This is a genomic window from Curtobacterium sp. 458, from assembly GCF_030406605.1.
Taxonomy (GTDB): domain Bacteria; phylum Actinomycetota; class Actinomycetes; order Actinomycetales; family Microbacteriaceae; genus Curtobacterium.
In genome coordinates, this window is the sequence record NZ_CP129104.1 from 445,614 (window position 1) to 462,962 (window position 17,349).

Genomic DNA, 17,349 nt, shown 5'->3' on the forward strand with positions numbered 1-17,349 from the left:
AACGACGTCGCCGCTGTCGTTCGACAACGGCGACGTCGTTCGGGATCGGTCGCTCGCGCAGGCTCGGTCCGGCCCGGGCTACGCCTCGGCGTGCCGCCCGTGGTGGTCGGTCGCGGCGAGCTCGGCCTCGGGGGTCTCCGGGGCGGCAGCGGCCGCGTGCACACCGTGGCGCTCCGTGCCCGCAGCGGCGGTCGCGGACGACGGCGCGGCGGCGGTCGCCTGGGCGTCCTGCGTCGCGACCGAGCCCGTCTGGTGCCACGCGACGGTCTGCTTCGGCTTCGCGAGGAACAGTGCCGCGACGATGCCGACGAGCAGCACCAGCGCCGGCAGGGCGAGCGACTGCCCCATCGCCGTCGCGAACGGCTGCTGCAGGAAGTCCGGCAGCGTGCCGACCTGCTGCTCGGCCCCGCCACCCGTCGAGCCGCCCGAGCCGGACGGGAAGTTCGCCGTGATCCGGGCCTCGATCAGCGCGGCGATGCCGGCCGAACCGAGGACGGCACCGATCTGGCGCGTGGTGTTGTAGACGCCCGAGCCGGCGCCCGCGAGCTTCGGCGGGAGGTTGCGCGTCGCCGAGACGGACAGCGGACCCCACATGCAAGCGTTCGCGAGGCCGAGCAACGTCGAGGGCAGGAGCACCCAACCCCAGGCCGCGCCCGATGCGAGCAGCGAGCCGAACCAGAACAGGGCGCCCGAGAAGCACGCGAGGCCGAACGCCGCGACCCAGCGGAGGCTCCACCGGTTGAGGTTCTTGCCGACGAGCGGCGCGAGGCCGGCGGACAGGACGGCCTGCGGGACGAGCAGGAGCGCCGCCGGGGTCGGGCTGAACGTCAGCACGTCCTGGGCCCACAGCATGATCGGCAGCGCGAACGACGAGATCGCGACGCCCACCGAGGTGATGGCGATGTTCGCGAGCGTGAAGTTGCGGTCCTTGAAGAGCCCGAGCGGCAGCAGCGGCTCGCCCTTCTGCACGCCCTGCCACACGACGAACGCGGCGAGGACGACGACGCCGGCGACGATCAGCGACCAGACCGAGATCGGACCGGTGATGGTGCCCCAGTCGTAGGTCTCGCCCTCCTGGATGCCGAAGACGAGCAGGAACATGCCGGCCGCGCTCAGGACGATGCCGAGGTAGTCGAACCGGTGCCCGTGCCGCTCGAACGACGGGACGAAGCGCTGCGCGAGCACGAACGCGACGACGCCGACGGGGACGTTCACGAAGAAGATCCACTCCCAGCCGAAGCCGTCGACGAGCAGCCCGCCGACGATCGGGCCGACGAGCGACGCGACACCGGCGACGGCGCCCCAGAGGCCCATCGCCGCGCCGCGGTTCTGCGGCGGGAAGATGCGCGTGATGACCGCCATCGTCTGCGGGGTCATCATCGCGGCACCGAGGCCCTGGACGACGCGGGCGAGGATGAGCACCTCGATCGACCCGGCGAGGCCGCACCACAGGCTCGACAGCGTGAACACCACGAGGCCGGTCTGGTACAGCACCTTCGGGCCGAAGCGGTCACCGAGCCGCCCCGTGATGAGCAGCGGCACCGCGTACGCGAGCAGGTAGGCGCTCGTCACCCAGATCACCGAGTTGATGTCGGCGTCGAGCTTCGCGGCGATGGTCGGGGTCGCGACCGACACGATGGTCGAGTCGACGAGGATCATGAAGAAGCCGACGACCAGTGCCCAGAGGGCGGGCCACGGCTTCTTCTCGGTGCCCGTGTTCCGGGTGGTCGGCGTCGCGCCGGTGGTGGTCATCGAGTGTGTTCCTTCGTCTCGTCGTCTGCTGTGGTGGGGACGGCCGGGCCGTCCCAGGGGAGGTCGCCGCGCTCGATGCGGTCGGCGGTCGCCGAGAGCCACTCGATCTGCGCGGTGAGCATGGCACGGACGTACGACACGTCCAGCCAGAAGCGATCGGCCAGGCGCTTGGCCTGGAGGCCCGTGGCGGCTTCGTCGTACCCCTCGCGTTCCGCGCGGAGTGCCTCGGCGCGTGCGCGGAGGGCGGTCGCCGCGTCCTCGGCGCTCAGGTTGTCGACGTGGGACACCGCGAGCTGGAACTCCGGGTACTCGTCGGCCGGCTCGGCGATCATCCGTCGGAGGCCGTCCTCGAGCGCAGCACGGCCGTGGTCGGTGATCGCGTAGGTCGTCCGTTCCGGACGGTTGCCCTCGCGCGCGGTCCCGAGTGCCTCGGCGTACCCGAGCTCCACGAGGCGGCCGATCTGGTGGTAGAGCGTGCTCGGCCGGACCTTGACGTTCTGGTCCTCGCGACGCTGCAGCATCGTCTGGAACATCTCGTACGGGTGCATCGGGGCCTCGGCGAGGAGCCCGAGCGCGGCGAACGCGAGCGGCGTGAGCGACGCCATCCGTGCCTCCAGTCCGATGTTCGAGTGCGACTATTCGACTTGGAATATACGCCTTGGACGAGTTCTCCACAACCGGTCGGGCGCGCCGCGCCCGCCGCCTAGACTGTTCTCGTCCCACCCATCCCCGAAGTGCTGGAGTGAACACGTGCCAACGATCGTCGTCGAGGTCATGCCCAAGGCCGAGATCCTCGACCCGCAGGGCAAGGCGGTGGGCAACGCGCTCGCCCGTCTCGGCAAGGCCGACCTGACCAACGTCCGCATCGGCAAGCGCTTCGAGGTGGCCGTCGACGGCCCCGTCGACGACGCCAAGCTCGCCGAGGTCCGCGAGATCGCGGCCGACGTCTTCTCGAACGCCGTGATCGAGGACGTCGTCTCCGTCACCGTGCAGGACGCGTGACGCGGATGCGCATCGGCGTCATCACGTTCCCGGGCTCGCTCGACGACCGCGACGCCCAGCGCGCGGTCCGCCTGGCAGGAGCCGACCCCGTCGCGCTCTGGCACGGCGACCACGACCTCCAGGGTGTCGACGCGATCGTGCTCCCCGGCGGGTTCTCCTACGGCGACTACCTCCGTGCCGGAGCGATCGCCGCGAAGGCCCCGATCATGGCCGAGGTCATCGACGCGGCCGGCAAGGGCGTGCCCGTGCTCGGCATCTGCAACGGGTTCCAGATGCTCGCCGAGGCCCGCCTGGTGCCCGGAGCACACACCCGCAACGCGCACCAGCAGTTCATCCGGCGCGACCAGAAGCTCCGCGTCGAGACCAGCGCCACGGCGTGGACCTCCGGGTTCACCGCCCAGCAGGAGATCACCATCCCGCTGAAGAACGCCGACGGACGCTTCGTTGCGGACGCCGACGAGATCAAGCGCATCGAGGACAACGGCCAGGTCGTGTTCCGCTACGTGGGCGTGAACCCGAACGGGTCGATCGACGACATCGCGGGCGTCTCGAACGAGCGCGGCAACGTCGTCGGCCTCATGCCGCACCCCGAGCACGCGACGGAGCCCGGCTTCGGCCCGGACACCCCCGCGGCGATGGCCTCCGGCACGGACGGCCTCACCTTCTTCACCTCCGTGATCGAGTCGACGCTCGTCAAGTGACGGCCACGACTCCAGCGCCCACGACCCCAGCGCCCACGACCTCAGTGACAGGGAACGACACCACCGTGACGAATACCGTTCGCCCGAAGCCCGACACCGTGCAGGACGCCGCCGCGACGCCCGACAAGGAGCAGCCGTACGAGGCGCTCGGGCTCAAGGCCGACGAGTACGCCCGCATCAAGGAGATCCTCGGCCGCCGCCCCACCTCGGGTGAGCTCGCCATGTACTCCGTCATGTGGTCGGAGCACTGCTCGTACAAGTCGAGCAAGAACTACCTCCGGCAGTTCGGCAAGAAGGTCACGCCGGAGATGACGAAGAACCTCATGGTCGGCATGGGTGAGAACGCCGGCGTGGTCGACATCGGCAACGGCTGGGCCGTCACCTTCAAGGTGGAGTCCCACAACCACCCGTCCTACGTCGAGCCGTACCAGGGTGCCGCGACGGGCGTGGGCGGCATCGTCCGTGACATCATCTCCATGGGCGCCCGTCCGGTCGCCGTGATGGACCAGCTCCGCTTCGGTGCGATCGAGCACGAGGACACGCAGCGCGTCGTGCACGGCGTCGTCGGCGGCATCTCGTTCTACGGCAACTGCCTGGGCCTGCCGAACATCGGCGGCGAGACCTACTTCGACCCGGTGTACCAGGGCAACCCGCTCGTCAACGCCCTCGCGGTCGGTGTGCTGCGGCACGAGGACCTCCACCTGGCGAACGCCTCGGGCGCGGGCAACAAGGTCGTGCTCTTCGGTGCCCGCACGGGTGGCGACGGCATCGGCGGTGCCTCGATCCTCGCGTCCGACACCTTCACCGAGGGCGGCCCGACCAAGCGTCCGGCCGTGCAGGTCGGCGACCCGTTCGCCGAGAAGGTCCTCATCGAGTGCTGCCTCGAGCTCTTCCAGGAGGAGCTCGTCGAGGGCATCCAGGACCTCGGCGCCGCGGGCATCTCGTGCGCGACCAGCGAGCTCGCGTCGAACGGCGACGGTGGCATGCACATCTCGCTCGACGACGTCCTGCTGCGCGACCCCACGCTCACGGCAGAGGAGATCCTCATGTCGGAGAGCCAGGAACGCATGATGGCGGTCGTCCGCCCCGAGAAGCTCGACGAGTTCCTCGCCGTCGTCCGCAAGTGGGAGGTCGAGACGAGCGTCCTCGGCGAGGTCACCGGTACCGGCCGCCTCGTCATCGACTGGCAGGGCCAGGAGATCGTCAACGTCGACCCGCGCACCGTCGCGGTCGACGGCCCCGTGTACGACCGCCCGGTCGCGTACCCGACCTGGATCGACGCGCTGCAGGCCGACTCGGCTGCCTCGCTCGACCGGCCGGCCGACGGTCCTGCGCTGAAGGCACAGTTCCTGCAGCTCCTCGGCTCGCCGAACCTCGCGTCGAAGAACTGGGTGACGAACCAGTACGACACCTACGTCCTCGGCAACACCGCGCTGTCCTTCCCGGACGACGGCGGCATGATCCGCGTCGACGAGGAGACCGGGCTCGGCGTCACGATCGCCACCGACGCCAACGGTCGGTACTGCCAACTCGACCCGAAGCAGGGCGCACGTCTCGCCCTGGCCGAGGCCTACCGGAACGTGGCCGTCACGGGTGCGGTCCCGGCCGCGGTCACCGACTGCCTCAACTTCGGTTCGCCGGAGAACCCCGAGGTCATGTGGCAGTTCTCCGAGGCCGTCGAGGGCCTCGCGGACGGCTGCATGGAGCTCGGCATCCCGGTCACCGGCGGCAACGTGTCGTTCTACAACCAGACCGGCACGACCCCGATCCACCCGACGCCGGTGGTCGGCGTGCTCGGCATCATCGACGACGTCGCCCTCCGCGTGCCGTCCGGCTGGCAGGACGACGGCCACAACGTGTACCTGCTCGGCACGACCTCGCTCGAACTCGACGGCTCGGCGTGGGCCGGCACCGTGCACGGGCACCTCGGCGGGCGTCCGCCGGCGGTCGACCTGCAGCAGGAGAAGGCCCTGGCGGACCTCCTGCACGCGGCAGCGAGCGAGCAGCTCCTGACGAGCGCACACGACCTCGCGGACGGTGGCCTCGGTCAGTCCCTCGCCGAGTCCGTCCTGCGCTTCGGCATCGGCGCCCGGATCGTCCTCGACGAGCTCGAGGACCGTGACGGCGTCGACACGGCGACCGCGCTGTTCTCGGAGTCGACCGGCCGCGTCATCGTGACCGTCCGGCGCGAGGACGACGTGCGCTTCCAGGGCCTCTGCGAGGGTCGCGGGTTCCCGGTGCTCCGCATCGGCGTGACCGACGCGACGAGCGGTTCGCTCGAGGTCCAGGGCGCGTTCGAGGCCACGATCGACGAGCTCCGCGGCACGCACGCCGCGACGCTCCCGGCACGGTTCGGTGACGTCATCACCGAGGACGTCACCGAGGGCTACGTCGGCCGGGGTCCGCTCGACGACCACGGGTCGTTCTCGCCGCGGGCCGACTCCTGACCGCCTCGGCCGGCGTGACGACGGGCATCGCCTGATGCCCGTCGTCACCCTGCCGTTCCAGGAGCTCGTCGACCGCTTCGGCCCGGTGCCCGACGGCGTCGAGCTCGCCGTGTGGGACGTCGAGCAGCCGTTCGACCGCCCGGACGAGGTCGCGATCGCCCTGCTGCCGTTCTACTTCGGCGGTCGGCACCGCTGGCAGTTCGTGCACGACCTGCCGAACCTCCGGCTGCTGCAGCTCCCGAGCGCTGGCTACGAGCACGCCGTCCCGCACGTCCCCGAGCACGCCCTGCTCGCGAACGGGCGTGGGATCCACGACGACGAGACCGCTGAGCTCGCTGTCGGCCTGGCACTGACGAGCCTCCGGGAGCTCGGGGCGTTCCAGGCCGACCGCGCGAACGGCGTGTGGGACGCCCGCACCACGCGGTCCCTCGCCGATCTACGGGTGACGGTCGTCGGCTACGGGGCGATCGGTTCCGCCATCGCGACACGGTTCGAGGCCTTCCGCACGGAGGTCACCGTCGTGGCCCGGACCGCGCGCGAGCAGGACGGCCGCCAGGTGCACGGCTTCGACGAGCTCCCGGCGCTCGCGGCGGCGACGGACGTGCTCGTGCTGATCACCCCGCTGACCGACGAGACCGAACGGCTGGTGGACGCCGCCCTCCTCGCGGCGCTGCCGGACGGGGCCCTCGTGGTGAACGTCGCACGCGGCAGGGTCGTCGACACCGACGCCCTGGTCGCCGAGGTGCGCTCCGGCCGGCTCTCGGCCGCGCTCGACGTCACCGATCCCGAGCCGCTCCCGGCTGGGCACCCGCTCTGGACGACCCCGAACACCGTCCTCACGCCGCACGTCGGCGGCAACACCGACCTCAGCGTCCCGCGCTCGATCGAGCTGGTGCGCCGTCAGGTGGCCGCGCTCGTGGAACACCGTCCGTTCGAGAACGTCATCGAACGCTGACGGGGTCGGCCGTCGGCACACCGCCGCTCAGTCGACGGGCAGCGCCATCCCGAGACTCGGGGCGACGTCCTCGAAGCCGAGCGACCGGTAGAGCCGCTGCCCGGGTGGGTCCCCGACGAGGGTGACGTACACGCCCTCGGGAGCGCGTGAGCGGATGTCGGCGACGAGCCACTCCACCACCGCCCGGCCGATCCCGTGCCGCTGGTGCGCCGGGTCGGTGGCGATGTCCGCGATGTGGAAGTACCAGCCGCCGTCGCCGATCGCCCGGCCCATCGCGACGACGTCCCCCGCGGGACCGACGACGTGACAGGCTGTCCAGCTCCCGGCGATGGCACCGGCCCCCTGCTCGGGCGTCTTGGGCGTCAGCCCGGAGTCGCGGCGCAGCCGCAGGTAGTCGGCGAGCGGTGGCGGACCGGCGACGATCGTGTAGGACGCATCCATGCGCTCAGTCTGGCCGACCCCGCCGACACGACCCGCGCCTCCCGGCCGCGCAGCGCACGCGACCCGGCACGAGCGATCAGACCGGGACGATGCAGGCCGGCGTGCCCACCGCGATCTGCGCAACTGCCTCACCCGGCACTCCGTCGGCGCCGACGGGCAGCACCGCGATCGCGTCCGACATCTGGTTCGCAACGAGTAGGTACCCCGGCACGCGGGCGAAGTGCCGCGGCCACGTGCCACCTGCCGGGGCCGTGCCGATCAGGGTGAGTCCCTCGCCCGAGGCGTCGAGCACCACGATCACGTCCCGCCCGCGGACCGCGACGACCACGCGCCCGTCGTCGTCGACCTCGATGTGACTGAGCAGCGACTCCCCGACCGCACCGTCGAAGGTCGGCGCGGAGGCCACGACCGTGAACGAACCGGAGTCGTCACGGCGGAGACGGTGCACCCGACCGTCGAGCTCGCCCGCGACGATGAGGTCGCCGTCGTGCCAGGCCATGTGCCGCGGGCCGACGCCGGGCGCGACGTGGTGCACCCGTACCGACTCGACGGCGGGTCCGGCGGTCACGCGGAACTCGTGCAGGGCGTCGCCACCGAGGTCGGCCACGAGGACCGTGCCGTCCGGCGTCGCGATCGACTGGTGGGCGTGCGGTCCCTCCTGTCGGTCCTCGACCGGGCCGGTGACGTCCGGGAGCACCGCGGTGGCCACGGCGGACTCGGGCACGACGATGCGGTCGGCCGTGCCGTGTGCTCCCACCATGCCGTCGCTGGCGAGCACCGAGGCGGCGTACGACTCGGCGCGCTCGAGGGACACGGCCGTGACGGTGCCGGAGGTGTAGTTCGCCACGACGAGGGCGCCCGACGGGTCCACCCGGACGTGGCAGGGCGCGTCGCCGCCGGCGGTGGCGTCCCACAGGTGTTCCAGACCACCGGCGGTCCGGCGGAAGGCCGAGACGCTGCCGTCGGCGGTCTCGGAGACGGCGTAGACCCGGTCGCCGGAGACGGCCAGGAAGGACGGGTCGTCCATCACGGCCACGGTCTGGGCGACGCCGTCGTGGACGAGGGAGATCCCGGTCGCGGTGCCACCGCCCGTCGCGGTGTAGGAGCCGACGAGCAGGTCGGGCAGGTCGGGCAGGTCGGGCAGATCGCCGCTCATTCGCCGCCGCCCGCGATGCGCTCGTGGTGGTGGATGACCTCGGCGACGATGAAGTTCAGGAACTTCTCCGCGAAGGCCGGGTCGAGGTGCGACTCGGCGGCGAGGTCGCGCAAGCGTGACACCTGCACCTGCTCGCGAGCGGGGTCGGCCGCGGGCATGCCTGCGGCGGCCTTGAGGTAGCCGACCCGCTGCGTGTACTTGAAGCGTTCGGCGAGCATGTGGATGACGGCGGCGTCGATGTTGTCGATGCTCTGCCGGATGCTCTGCAGTTCGGCGACCGCAGCCTGGTCGTGCGCGGGCGTCTGGTCGTCGCTCATGCACCGAGCCTACTGGCCGCGGCTGGCGGCACCCACGTCGGTTACGAGGCTGCCAGAATGGGAGCCATGACGGCTCTCCTCGTGATCTCGAGCGTGTGCGCGGTCCTCGCCGGACTCGTGCACGTGTACATCTTCTTCCTCGAGTCGATCGCCTGGACGAGCCCGCGCGTCCGACGCATCTTCAGCGTCGAGACCGAGTCCGACGCGCTCGCGACCCGGTCGATGGCGTTCAACCAGGGCTTCTACAACCTCTTCCTCGCGATCGGCGCGATCCTCGGTGTGGTCCTGATCGCGGCGGGCAACGGCGCGGTCGGGTGGCCGATCACGGTCTTCGCCACCGCATCGATGCTCGGGGCCGCGGTCGTGCTGCTCGGGTCCGGTCGCCGGTACCTCCGCGCTGCGTTGGCGCAGGGCACGCTGCCGTTCCTCGCGCTGCTGTCCGCGCTGCTCGGGTCGACGTTCGGCGCCTGACCACCCCTGCAGGACGGCACGCCCCCGCAGGACGGCACGCCCCCGCAGGACGGCACGCCCCCGCAAGGACGGCGCCACGCCAGCGCGACGACGCCCCTGCACGCACGACGCCCCCGCCGGATCCCGGCGGGGGCGTCGTGCGTGCGGCCAGGTCTCAGCCGAGCTTCTCCGCGAACTGCGACGGCAGCTTGTCGAGCGCCCACTCGATCGCGGCCGTGGTGCCGAGCGAGAACGCGGAGGACACGTCCTTGTCGTCGAACACGATGTCGTGGCCGGCCTCGACCGACGGCACCTTCTGGAACAGCTTGTTCGAGGACGCCTCCGACGCATCGACGAAGATCGGCAGGATGAGCGTCAGGTCGGCGTCGAGCAGGTCGAGGTTCTCGTCGGAGAGGCTCACCGCGAACTGCTTGCCGGCCTGCTGGTCGATGGCCTTCGGGATGGTGAAGCCGAGGTTCTCCATGAACTGCGACCGGCTGTCCGACGAGGCGTAGGCACCGAACCCCTCCGAGGAGTACGAGCCGACGACGGCGGTCTTCCCCTCGAACTCCGGGTGCGCCTTGCGGGCCGCGGCGTAGGCGTCGTCGAGGCCGGAGAGCAGCTTCTTGCCCTCGGACTCCTTGCCGAGCGCCTTCGCGATCATGTCGACCTGCTGCTCCGTGGTCGCGAGGTAGTTCGCACCACCCTTCGGCACCGCGACGGTCGGCGCGATCGCCGAGAGCTTCGCGTAGCGGTCGGCGTCGCCCGAGCTCTTGACGTCGAGGATGACGTCCGGCTTGAGCTTGATGATGTCCTCGTAGCTCGGCTCGAGCGTCTGGATGATCTTCGGCGACTTCGTGTACGCGCCCTTCAGCCACGGGCCGACGCCGTCGCCGCCGAAGCCGAGCCAGTCGCTCGCGCCGACCGGCTGCACACCGAGCTCGAGGGCCGTCTCGGCGTCACCCCAGCCGAGGGCGACGACGCGCTCGGGCGCGCTCTTGATCTCGGTCGTGCCGAGCGCGGTCGTGATCGAGACGGGGAACTGGCCGTCCGCCTTGGCGGAGGACGACGTGTCATCGGTGGAGGTGCCGGAGCCGGACGCGCAGCCGGCCAGGACGAGGGATGCTGCGACGACGGCGCCCGCGGCGGCGAGCGCGCGGCGGAGTCGGGAAGAGGAGCGGGTCACAGAGGTAAGGCTACCCTAAGTCATCCGGGCGGTGTGCCTGGGTACGCTGACGGGGTGCAGTACTCCGATCCGGCCCGCTCCCACCTCGCGGTGCTCGGCTCCCCCATCGCACACTCCCTCTCGCCCACCCTCCACGCAGCGGCCTACGACGTGCTCGGGGTGCCTTTCACGTACGGGAGGCACGAGGTGGCGTCCGGCGGGCTCGGTGCGTTCGTCGCGGGGCTGGGTCCGGAGTGGCGCGGGCTGAGCCTGACCATGCCGCTCAAGCGCGAGGTGCTGCCGCTCCTCGACCACACGACCCCCCTGGTCGACGAGCTCGGGGTCGCCAACACGGTCCGCTTCCGCACGGCCGGTGACCGTGTCGAGCGGCTGGGGGCGAACACCGACGTGGAGGGGCTCGTCCGACCGGTCGAGGCGCTCGGTCACCTGCCGGGCGAGGCCAGCGTCCTCGGCGGCGGTGCGACCGCGGCGAGCGCCGTCACCGCGGCGGTCCGGCTCGGCGCCGTCCTCGTGCGGGTGTTCCTGCGCGATCCTGCGAAGTCGCGGCGGCTCGTCGACCTCGCCGTCCGGCTCGGGGTGTCGCTCGAGGTGCACCCGCTGACGGACCTCCCGGGGACGCGCCACGGGTTCGTCCTCTCGACGCTCCCCGGTGGCGCCGCGGACGGCCTCGACCTGACGCCGTCGGACCCGGACGCGGTGCTGTTCGACGTCGCGTACGAGCCGTGGCCGACCGCTGCCGCCACCCGGTGGTCCGACGCCGGCGGCCGGGTGCTCAACGGGCTCGACATGCTGACCGAGCAGGCGATCGGGCAGATCCGGTTCTTCCTGACCGGCGACCAGGACCAGCTGCTCCCCGACGAGGCCGCGGTGCGTCGGGCGATGCGGTCCGCGGTCGGCCTGGAACCGTCGATCAGCCCGCGCTGACCACGCCGTCGACGTACAGCCACCGACCGTCCTCGCGGACGAAGTCGCTCGTCTCCTCGAGCACGCCGCGTTCGACCTCCGCGCGCCAGTACGCCCGGAACGCGACGGTGCCCGCGGTGTCGAACGGCCCGCCGGCGCGGGTGGCGACGATGTCGAGCCGGGTCCACCGCTGCGAGCCGTCGAGGTCGAGCGACGCCGGCCGGGTGCTCGGGTGCCAGGTCGCGAGCAGGTACTCCGGCAGCCCGAGCGCGAAGGCGGTGAACCGGGAGCGCATGAGCCGTTCGGCGGTGGGCGCGGGAGCACCGGCGTGCAGCGGGCCGCAGCACTCGCCGTAGGGGTTGCCGCTCAGGCAGGGGCAGCGGTCGGTGTCGGCGATCACCGGACGACGGTAGCGCGTGTAGGCCGGAGCGGTGTTCCGACTGGGCTGGCAGGTGTTCCGCACGCGGCTGCCCGAGCTCGTCTCCGACCGAGATCGGCGGCGCCTCGTGGTGGTGGCGTCGATCGTCGCGCCGGTGGTGACGGTCGGGCTGCTCGTCGTCGCCGCGCTGACCGAGGGGATCACCGTGGTCGGCGTGGTCGTGGCGCTGCTGTTCGGGGTCGCGGCCGGCGGGTTCGCGATGGTGTTCTGTCGCATCGGACCGAAGGGCTGGGCGATCCCGCCGGTGCCGGCGATCGGCTGGCGCACGCAGGAGGCGGTCGCTCGCTACTACGGTCGCAACCCTCCGGCGGTCACACCGGAGCACCGGGACATCGTGCTGCAGAGCATCGCGGTGCACCGCGACCCGGTCGTCCGCACGACACTGCAGAGCTCCTTCCTGCTCGGATCGTGGGTGTTCGGGTTGCTCGGGGCGGTCGTGCTCGGGCTCGCCGGTTCGACGGCGCACGGCCCCGTGTTCCTGTACGCCCCGGTCTGGCCCCTGATCGCCGGCGGGTACGGGGTCATCGGGTTCCGCACGCTCGGGCGGCAGGAGCAGCTGCGCGTCGAGGCGTCCGCGCTCCTGCCGGTGCCCCCGGTGCCCCCGAAGCGCGGTCGTCCGGGAGGTCCGAGCGGCAGCAAGCTCGCGCTGCCCGGGGAGTGACCCGTCAGTCGGTCGTCATGGGCTCCGGCGCGTCGAGTGCCGCGAGCCGAGCGCGTTCGGTCCGCCCGAGGTCGGCGAGGTACCCGGGGGCCGACAGCACGTAGCCCGCGACCCAGAGCAGGGGGAACCACTGCGCCCAGCCCGCGACGACGCAGGCGACCGCGGCGGCGACACCCCCGCCGAGGAGCGGGCCGGCTCGGCCGATCAGGGCGATGAGTCCCCGGCGGAGCAGCATCGTGTCGGCGAGGACGGCGTCGCGGTCCTCGGGCGCGACGGGCACGGCGCGTCGACGGAGGTACCGCTTCGTCGTCGGCCGGGCGGCGAACCGCAGGTCCACGCGGACCGGCCGACCGTTGATCGTCGCGGCGGGGTCGAGCGGGCGGCGGCTCGGCACGCAGCCGAAGACCAGCAGCCCGATCCCGATCGCGAGGAGGGCGATCGCGACCACGCTGCGGACGAGACCGGTGCCGGCCCAGCCGAACCGTGCCTCCAGGGCGGAGAGCGCGACGACGCTGACGACGGTCGCCGCTCCCGCGATCCATGCCGCTCGGCGGACGCGGGCGCGGTCGAAGACGTCGCCGGTGTGACGGCGGAAGACGGAGCACCCGAGTCGGAACACCCCTCATGTTCTACCCGATGTCACCCGGTTCGAGGGGAGGGGTACAGGGCTGGTCGGTGTCCACATGGCGCGGCGCGTAGGAACGAACGCATGCCCGCCACCGCGTTCTGCCTCCACGCCCTCGGCTCGAGTTCCGAGGAGTTCGCGCTGCTGCACGACCGGCTGGAGGACACGATCGACCTCGTCGGCATCGACCTGCCCGGCTTCGGGTCGAGCCCGGCGTCCTCCGGCACGACCGTCGAGGACATGGTCGAGCGGGTCGAGCGGGCCATCGGCCGCAGCGGCGTGACGGAGTGGGCGCTCGTCGGGCACTCGATGGGCGGGAAGGTCGCGGCGGTCGTCGCGGACCGGACGGTGTCGGGCGCGAACGGTCTGTTCGGCCTCCGTGGTGTCGTGCTGCTCGCCGCGTCGCCGCGCTCCCCCGAGCCGATGGGCGAGGATCGCCGAGCGGCCATGCTCGACTGGGCGGCCGCCGGACACATCACCACAGACCACGCGGGCGAGTTCGTCGACGCGAACACCGCGACGACGCTGCCGTCCGACCGGCTGCGGTCTGCCGTGTACGACGTCGAGCGCGCGGACCCCGAGGCCTGGCGCGCCTGGCTCGAACGGGGCAGCCGCGAGGACTGGTCCGACGACACCACGAACCCGGTGCCCGCGCTCGTGCTCGCCGGCGCCGAGGACGGCGACCTCGGACCGACGGCGCAGCAGGAACTCGTGCTGCCGCACTGGTCGAACGGGACCTTCGCGGTCGTGCCGGGTGCCGCGCACCTGCTGCCCTGGGAGCAGCCCGACCACGTCGCCGACCGCATCCGGGCGTTCTGGGAGCGGCACGCCGCCAACGGTCCGGTCGTGCCGGAGGAGCACGCCCGGGTGATCGCCTCCCCGCGGGTGAGCGCGACCACCCGTGGTGCGTTGGCGGTCCGGGCGCTCGCGGACGACCCCGACGCGGACCCCCTGGCGCTGTCCCGCGCGCAACTCGACACCCTCCGTGCCGTCGCCGCGATGGTGGTGCCGCAGACGGGCGAGCGGACAGTCGACGTCGCGCTCCGGGTGGACGCGCAGCTGGCGGACGGCGTCGGCGACGGATGGCGGCCGGACGGCCTGCCGACGGACATCGAGGCGTACCGGGCGGCGCTCGACGAACTCAGCGGGGCGGTCTCGCGTGGCCCGGCCGACGGGTCCGTCACCGGCGACGTGCTCGCTGGCGTCCTCACCGCGATCGACGACGGGTCCTACGAGCCGGCCGGACCGATGACGGTCGCGCAGCTGTCCGCCTGGGTCGAGGACGCGGCCGTGGACCTCGCGAAGCAGTGGCTCGCGCACCCGGCGACCATGGCGGCGATCGACTACGACGGCTACGCGAACGGCGGCGACGGGGTGCGGAAGCATGGCTTCCAGCTGCTCGGGGCCGGCCAGCGCGAGGCGTGGGAACCGGGGGCCCCGTCTGCGGTCCCCCGAACGGACACGACGGAAGCAGGGGCGACGCGATGAGACTCGACGGACAGCGGCACTGGGACGAGGACGAGGTCGTCGACGTGGTCGTCGTCGGGACCGGGGCCGGCGGCGCACCGCTCACCGCGGCCCTCGCACGACGCGGGCTCTCGGTCGTCGCGCTCGAGGCCGGACGGAACACCGAGCCGGGCGACCACACCCCCGACGAGGTGCTGGCGCCCGCGGACGTCAACTGGATGGACGAGCGGATCAGCGGCGGTGACGCCCCGACCGCTTTCGGGCCGAACAACAGCGGCACCGGTGTCGGCGGGTCGACGCTGCACTGGGGTGCGTTCACGCCGAGGCCGAGCCGGCACGACCTGCAGCTCCGGACCGAGACCGGGAAGGGCGAGGACTGGCCGATCGACCACGACGAGCTGACCGGGTACATCGAGCAGGTCGAGCACGACGTCGGCGTCGCCGGACCCGAGCACTACCCGTGGGACCCGTCCCGTCGCTACCGCATGCGCCCGCCGGCGCGGAACGCGTCCTCGGACATGATGATGCGCGGCACCGCGGCGCTCGGCATCACCGCGACGGACGCCCCCGTCGGCCTCACCACCGAGGACCGGCACCAGGAACACCACGGCCTCCGTCAGGCCTGCGTCTCGTGCGGGTCGTGTCACCAGGGCTGCCGGAACGGGTCGAAGGTGTCGATGGACACCACGTACCTGCCGGCAGCGGTGGCGTTCGGTGCCGAGATCCGCCCGGAGGCGTTCGTGCACGGCATCGAGCTCGACGCACTCGGCCGTGTCGAAGCGGTCGTCTACCACCAGGGCGGCCGGGACCACCGGCAGCGGTGCCGCTCGCTCGTCCTCGCAGCGGGTGGGGTCGAGACGCCGCGACTCCTGCTGCACACCGGGCTCGCGAACTCCAGCGGTCAGGTCGGGCGGAACTTCACCGCACACGGGGCGACGCAGGTGTGGGCGACGTTCGACGAGTCGATGCGGTCCTACCGCGGGTACCCGTCGTCGATCATCACCGAGGATTTCGTGCGGCCGACCGACTCCGACTTCGCGGGCGGCTACCTCATCCAGAGCCTCGGCGTGCAGCCGCTGACCTTCGCGACGACGCTCGTCCGGGGCGGCGGGCTGCGCGGGAAGGCGCTCGTCGACGCCATGCGGGACTACCCGCGGATGGCCGGGGTCGGCATCAACGCCGAGTGCCTGCCGTACGACGGGAACCGCCTCGAGCTGACCGACGAGCTCGACGCCCACGGGGTGCCTCGGGCACGGGTCACGTTCAGCCCCGGCGAGAACGAGGACGCGATCGAGCGGCACGCCGTGAAGACCATGACCGCGATCGTCGAGGCCGCCGGTGGACGCGACGTCCGCGTGCTCGAGCGGACCGCGCACACCATCGGCACGGCCCGGATGGGGACCGACGCCTCGTCGTCCGTCGTGGACCGGGACGGCCGGTCGTGGGACGTGCCGAACCTCTGGGTCTGCGACAACTCGGTGTTCCCGAGTGCCGTGATCGCGAACCCGGCACTGACGATCATGGCGCTGTCGCTGCGGACGGCGGACCGGATGCTCGCGGGCGCTCCGGACGGCAGAGGCTCGCGGGAGACGGTGGGCGCGCGGGGCTGACGCTCTGCGCGGGCGGTGCGCGCGGGCGCGCGGGCACGGGCGCCTGTCGGCGGTCCCGGGCAGACTGGCGGCATGTGTGGAAGGTTCGTCGTCTCCGACACCACCGCCGACCTGCTCCCGGAACTCGTCGGTGAGCTCGCCGCGCGCACCGAACACGTCGACGAGGACACCGGTGAGGTCCGCGCCGGCCTCGCCCCGAGCTGGAACGTCGCCCCGACCGACCCCGTGTACGCCGTCCGACAGCGGCACGGGCAGCGGGAACTCCCGCAGATCAGCTGGGGGTTCGTGCCGAGCTGGGCGAAGGACTTCCAGAAGCAGCGCCCGAAGCCGATCAACGCACGCATCGAGACCGTCGCGACGAGCGGCATGTTCAAGCGGGCGTTCGCCACGAACCGCTGCATCGTGCCCGCGCAGGGCTACTACGAGTGGGTGGTGCGCGAGGACGGCAAGGAGCCGCACTTCGTCCACGAGCCCGGCGGCGCCCTCGCCATGGCGGGCGTCGTGAGCGCCTGGCCCGACCCGACGAAGCCCGAGGACGACCCGGACAAGTGGCGGCTGTCGCTCGCGATCATCACGCGGGACGCCCACGTCGCCCCGGGTGAGGTGCACGACCGGATGCCGGCGTTCCTCACGCCCGACGGCTACGACGACTGGCTCGACGGCGGGCTCGGGACGGACGACCTGCTCGCCCTGCTCGACCACGAGTCGCTCGCGGTCGCGGCCGGGCTCGAGCAGTACGAGGTCGCACGTGCCGTGAACAGCGTCCGGAACCAGGGACCGCATCTGATCGACCCCGTCGGCTGACGATCGTCGGGCCGACGACGAAGACCCCGCCTCGCGGGCGGGGTCTCTCGTGGTGTGTCGGCGGGTGGGACGCGGATCAGTCCAGCGTCCGCCGGACGTCCGGCAGGAGCACGTGGAGCCGTTCGGCGAGGCGGTCCTGGGCCTCCTCGAGGCTCCGGAAGTCTCCGACGTACTGACCGAAGGTGTCCGACACGAAGAAGTGCGCACCCTGCTGGTCGACGACGCCCCCGTAGTACCCGCCGTAGTTCGCTGCCCAGAGTCCGGCGTCCGCCTCGGACCACACCACGTGCGCTCGGGCCGGCGCCTCGGGCGAGACGATCCCGTCGCCGATCCCGGTGATGAGCTCGATGGTCGCCGTGTCGACGTCCACCTCGGTGTGCTGGCCGGACGCGACGGGGGTGCTCATGGTGGTGCTCCTGGTGCTGGTGGCGCG

At 72.1% G+C, this 17,349-nt stretch carries 19 protein-coding genes; 10 read left to right on the plus strand and 9 right to left on the minus strand.

Annotation, left to right across the window (positions count from 1 at the left end; genetic code table 11):
• Window positions 1-78 precede the first annotated feature (78 nt).
• Together QPJ90_RS02135 and QPJ90_RS02140 are read right to left on the minus strand one after the other, a co-directional pair.
• Entirely contained in the window at window positions 79-1,752 is a 1,674-nt protein-coding gene (locus QPJ90_RS02135; protein WP_290132832.1) for a DHA2 family efflux MFS transporter permease subunit, read from the minus strand.
• Window positions 1,749-2,357 carry a PadR family transcriptional regulator gene (locus QPJ90_RS02140; protein ID WP_290132833.1) on the minus strand — a complete coding sequence of 203 codons (609 nt, stop codon included), beginning with the start codon at window positions 2,355-2,357 and terminating at the stop codon, window positions 1,749-1,751. Before QPJ90_RS02140 ends, QPJ90_RS02135 begins: the two co-directional genes overlap by 4 nt.
• Before the next feature lie 145 nt (window positions 2,358-2,502).
• Between QPJ90_RS02140 and purS the strand changes: the two genes are divergently transcribed.
• The 4 genes from purS (at window position 2,503) to QPJ90_RS02160 (ending at window position 6,857) form a co-directional block, all read left to right on the plus strand.
• Window positions 2,503-2,754 carry a phosphoribosylformylglycinamidine synthase subunit PurS gene (gene purS / locus QPJ90_RS02145; RefSeq protein ID WP_290132834.1) on the plus strand — a complete coding sequence of 84 codons (252 nt, stop codon included), beginning with the start codon at window positions 2,503-2,505 and terminating at the stop codon, window positions 2,752-2,754.
• A 5-nt stretch (window positions 2,755-2,759) separates the two neighbouring features.
• Window positions 2,760-3,455, plus strand: a complete 696-nt coding sequence (gene purQ / locus QPJ90_RS02150; protein WP_290134146.1) for a phosphoribosylformylglycinamidine synthase subunit PurQ — start codon at window positions 2,760-2,762, stop codon at window positions 3,453-3,455.
• 65 nt (window positions 3,456-3,520) lie between these two features.
• A complete protein-coding gene (purL, locus tag QPJ90_RS02155; RefSeq protein WP_290132835.1) occupies window positions 3,521-5,902 on the plus strand; it encodes a phosphoribosylformylglycinamidine synthase subunit PurL in 2,382 nt (793 codons plus the stop codon).
• 34 nt (window positions 5,903-5,936) lie between these two features.
• On the plus strand, window positions 5,937-6,857 hold the full coding sequence (locus tag QPJ90_RS02160) for an NAD(P)-dependent oxidoreductase (protein ID WP_290132836.1): 921 nt from the start codon (window positions 5,937-5,939) through the stop codon (window positions 6,855-6,857).
• Window positions 6,858-6,884: 27 nt separating this feature from the next.
• On the opposite strand, the gene QPJ90_RS02165 is transcribed toward QPJ90_RS02160, so the two are convergent.
• The 3 genes from QPJ90_RS02165 to QPJ90_RS02175 all read right to left on the minus strand — a co-directional run bounded on the left by QPJ90_RS02165 (window position 6,885) and on the right by QPJ90_RS02175 (window position 8,771).
• Window positions 6,885-7,298 carry an N-acetyltransferase gene (locus tag QPJ90_RS02165; protein ID WP_290132837.1) on the minus strand — a complete coding sequence of 138 codons (414 nt, stop codon included), beginning with the start codon at window positions 7,296-7,298 and terminating at the stop codon, window positions 6,885-6,887.
• 76 nt (window positions 7,299-7,374) lie between these two features.
• Entirely contained in the window at window positions 7,375-8,454 is a 1,080-nt protein-coding gene (locus QPJ90_RS02170) for a beta-propeller fold lactonase family protein (protein WP_290132838.1), read from the minus strand.
• Window positions 8,451-8,771 carry a chorismate mutase gene (locus QPJ90_RS02175; protein WP_290132839.1) on the minus strand — a complete coding sequence of 107 codons (321 nt, stop codon included), beginning with the start codon at window positions 8,769-8,771 and terminating at the stop codon, window positions 8,451-8,453. The genes QPJ90_RS02170 and QPJ90_RS02175 overlap by 4 nt, the downstream gene beginning before the upstream one ends.
• A 66-nt stretch (window positions 8,772-8,837) precedes the next feature.
• Between QPJ90_RS02175 and QPJ90_RS02180 the strand changes: the two genes are divergently transcribed.
• Complete coding sequence (locus tag QPJ90_RS02180) at window positions 8,838-9,242, plus strand: DUF1304 domain-containing protein (protein ID WP_290132840.1); 405 nt, start codon at window positions 8,838-8,840, stop codon at window positions 9,240-9,242.
• A gap of 154 nt (window positions 9,243-9,396) precedes the next feature.
• Here QPJ90_RS02180 and QPJ90_RS02185 read toward each other — a convergent pair whose 3' ends face one another.
• Window positions 9,397-10,407, minus strand: coding sequence for an iron-siderophore ABC transporter substrate-binding protein (locus QPJ90_RS02185; protein ID WP_290132841.1), 1,011 nt, complete (start codon window positions 10,405-10,407; stop codon window positions 9,397-9,399).
• 54 nt (window positions 10,408-10,461) lie between these two features.
• On the opposite strand from QPJ90_RS02185, the gene QPJ90_RS02190 reads away from it, so the two are divergent.
• The gene (locus QPJ90_RS02190) at window positions 10,462-11,331 is read left to right on the plus strand and encodes a shikimate dehydrogenase (RefSeq protein ID WP_290132842.1); all 870 of its coding nucleotides are present in this window, start codon (window positions 10,462-10,464) and stop codon (window positions 11,329-11,331) included.
• Here the strand turns inward: QPJ90_RS02190 and QPJ90_RS02195 are convergent.
• Entirely contained in the window at window positions 11,318-11,710 is a 393-nt protein-coding gene (locus QPJ90_RS02195) for a YchJ family protein (protein ID WP_290132843.1), read from the minus strand. The genes QPJ90_RS02190 and QPJ90_RS02195 overlap by 14 nt on opposite strands.
• Before the next feature lie 31 nt (window positions 11,711-11,741).
• On the opposite strand from QPJ90_RS02195, the gene QPJ90_RS02200 reads away from it, so the two are divergent.
• The gene (locus QPJ90_RS02200; RefSeq protein WP_290132844.1) at window positions 11,742-12,410 is read left to right on the plus strand and encodes a hypothetical protein; all 669 of its coding nucleotides are present in this window, start codon (window positions 11,742-11,744) and stop codon (window positions 12,408-12,410) included.
• Window positions 12,411-12,414: 4 nt separating this feature from the next.
• Here the strand turns inward: QPJ90_RS02200 and QPJ90_RS02205 are convergent, their stop codons facing one another.
• Window positions 12,415-13,029 carry a hypothetical protein gene (locus QPJ90_RS02205; protein WP_290132845.1) on the minus strand — a complete coding sequence of 205 codons (615 nt, stop codon included), beginning with the start codon at window positions 13,027-13,029 and terminating at the stop codon, window positions 12,415-12,417.
• Window positions 13,030-13,119: 90 nt separating this feature from the next.
• Between QPJ90_RS02205 and QPJ90_RS02210 the strand changes: the two genes are divergently transcribed.
• The 3 genes from QPJ90_RS02210 to QPJ90_RS02220 all read left to right on the plus strand — a co-directional run bounded on the left by QPJ90_RS02210 (window position 13,120) and on the right by QPJ90_RS02220 (window position 16,916).
• Window positions 13,120-14,523, plus strand: a complete 1,404-nt coding sequence (locus tag QPJ90_RS02210; protein ID WP_290132846.1) for an alpha/beta fold hydrolase — start codon at window positions 13,120-13,122, stop codon at window positions 14,521-14,523.
• Window positions 14,520-16,112 carry a GMC family oxidoreductase gene (locus QPJ90_RS02215; RefSeq protein ID WP_290132847.1) on the plus strand — a complete coding sequence of 531 codons (1,593 nt, stop codon included), beginning with the start codon at window positions 14,520-14,522 and terminating at the stop codon, window positions 16,110-16,112. The genes QPJ90_RS02210 and QPJ90_RS02215 overlap by 4 nt, the downstream gene beginning before the upstream one ends.
• Before the next feature lie 72 nt (window positions 16,113-16,184).
• Complete coding sequence (locus tag QPJ90_RS02220) at window positions 16,185-16,916, plus strand: SOS response-associated peptidase (protein WP_290132848.1); 732 nt, start codon at window positions 16,185-16,187, stop codon at window positions 16,914-16,916.
• Between the two features lie 76 nt (window positions 16,917-16,992).
• On the opposite strand, the gene QPJ90_RS02225 is transcribed toward QPJ90_RS02220, so the two are convergent.
• Complete coding sequence (locus QPJ90_RS02225; protein WP_290132849.1) at window positions 16,993-17,322, minus strand: hypothetical protein; 330 nt, start codon at window positions 17,320-17,322, stop codon at window positions 16,993-16,995.
• Window positions 17,323-17,349 lie beyond the last annotated feature (27 nt).

Bases quoted from the DNA above. Each gene is read 5' to 3' on its own strand.
- QPJ90_RS02135 (WP_290132832.1), bottom strand. From the start codon at position 1,752: ATGACCACCACCGGCGCGACGCCGACCACCCGGAACACGGGCACCGAG.
- QPJ90_RS02140 (WP_290132833.1), bottom strand. From the start codon at position 2,357: ATGGCGTCGCTCACGCCGCTCGCGTTCGCCGCGCTCGGGCTCCTCGCC.
- purQ (WP_290134146.1), top strand. From the start codon at position 2,760: ATGCGCATCGGCGTCATCACGTTCCCGGGCTCGCTCGACGACCGCGAC.
- QPJ90_RS02160 (WP_290132836.1), top strand. From the start codon at position 5,937: ATGCCCGTCGTCACCCTGCCGTTCCAGGAGCTCGTCGACCGCTTCGGC.
- QPJ90_RS02165 (WP_290132837.1), bottom strand. From the start codon at position 7,298: ATGGATGCGTCCTACACGATCGTCGCCGGTCCGCCACCGCTCGCCGAC.
- QPJ90_RS02170 (WP_290132838.1), bottom strand. From the start codon at position 8,454: ATGAGCGGCGATCTGCCCGACCTGCCCGACCTGCCCGACCTGCTCGTC.
- QPJ90_RS02175 (WP_290132839.1), bottom strand. From the start codon at position 8,771: ATGAGCGACGACCAGACGCCCGCGCACGACCAGGCTGCGGTCGCCGAA.
- QPJ90_RS02180 (WP_290132840.1), top strand. From the start codon at position 8,838: ATGACGGCTCTCCTCGTGATCTCGAGCGTGTGCGCGGTCCTCGCCGGA.
- QPJ90_RS02210 (WP_290132846.1), top strand. From the start codon at position 13,120: ATGCCCGCCACCGCGTTCTGCCTCCACGCCCTCGGCTCGAGTTCCGAG.
- QPJ90_RS02215 (WP_290132847.1), top strand. From the start codon at position 14,520: ATGAGACTCGACGGACAGCGGCACTGGGACGAGGACGAGGTCGTCGAC.
- QPJ90_RS02220 (WP_290132848.1), top strand. From the start codon at position 16,185: ATGTGTGGAAGGTTCGTCGTCTCCGACACCACCGCCGACCTGCTCCCG.
- QPJ90_RS02225 (WP_290132849.1), bottom strand. From the start codon at position 17,322: ATGAGCACCCCCGTCGCGTCCGGCCAGCACACCGAGGTGGACGTCGAC.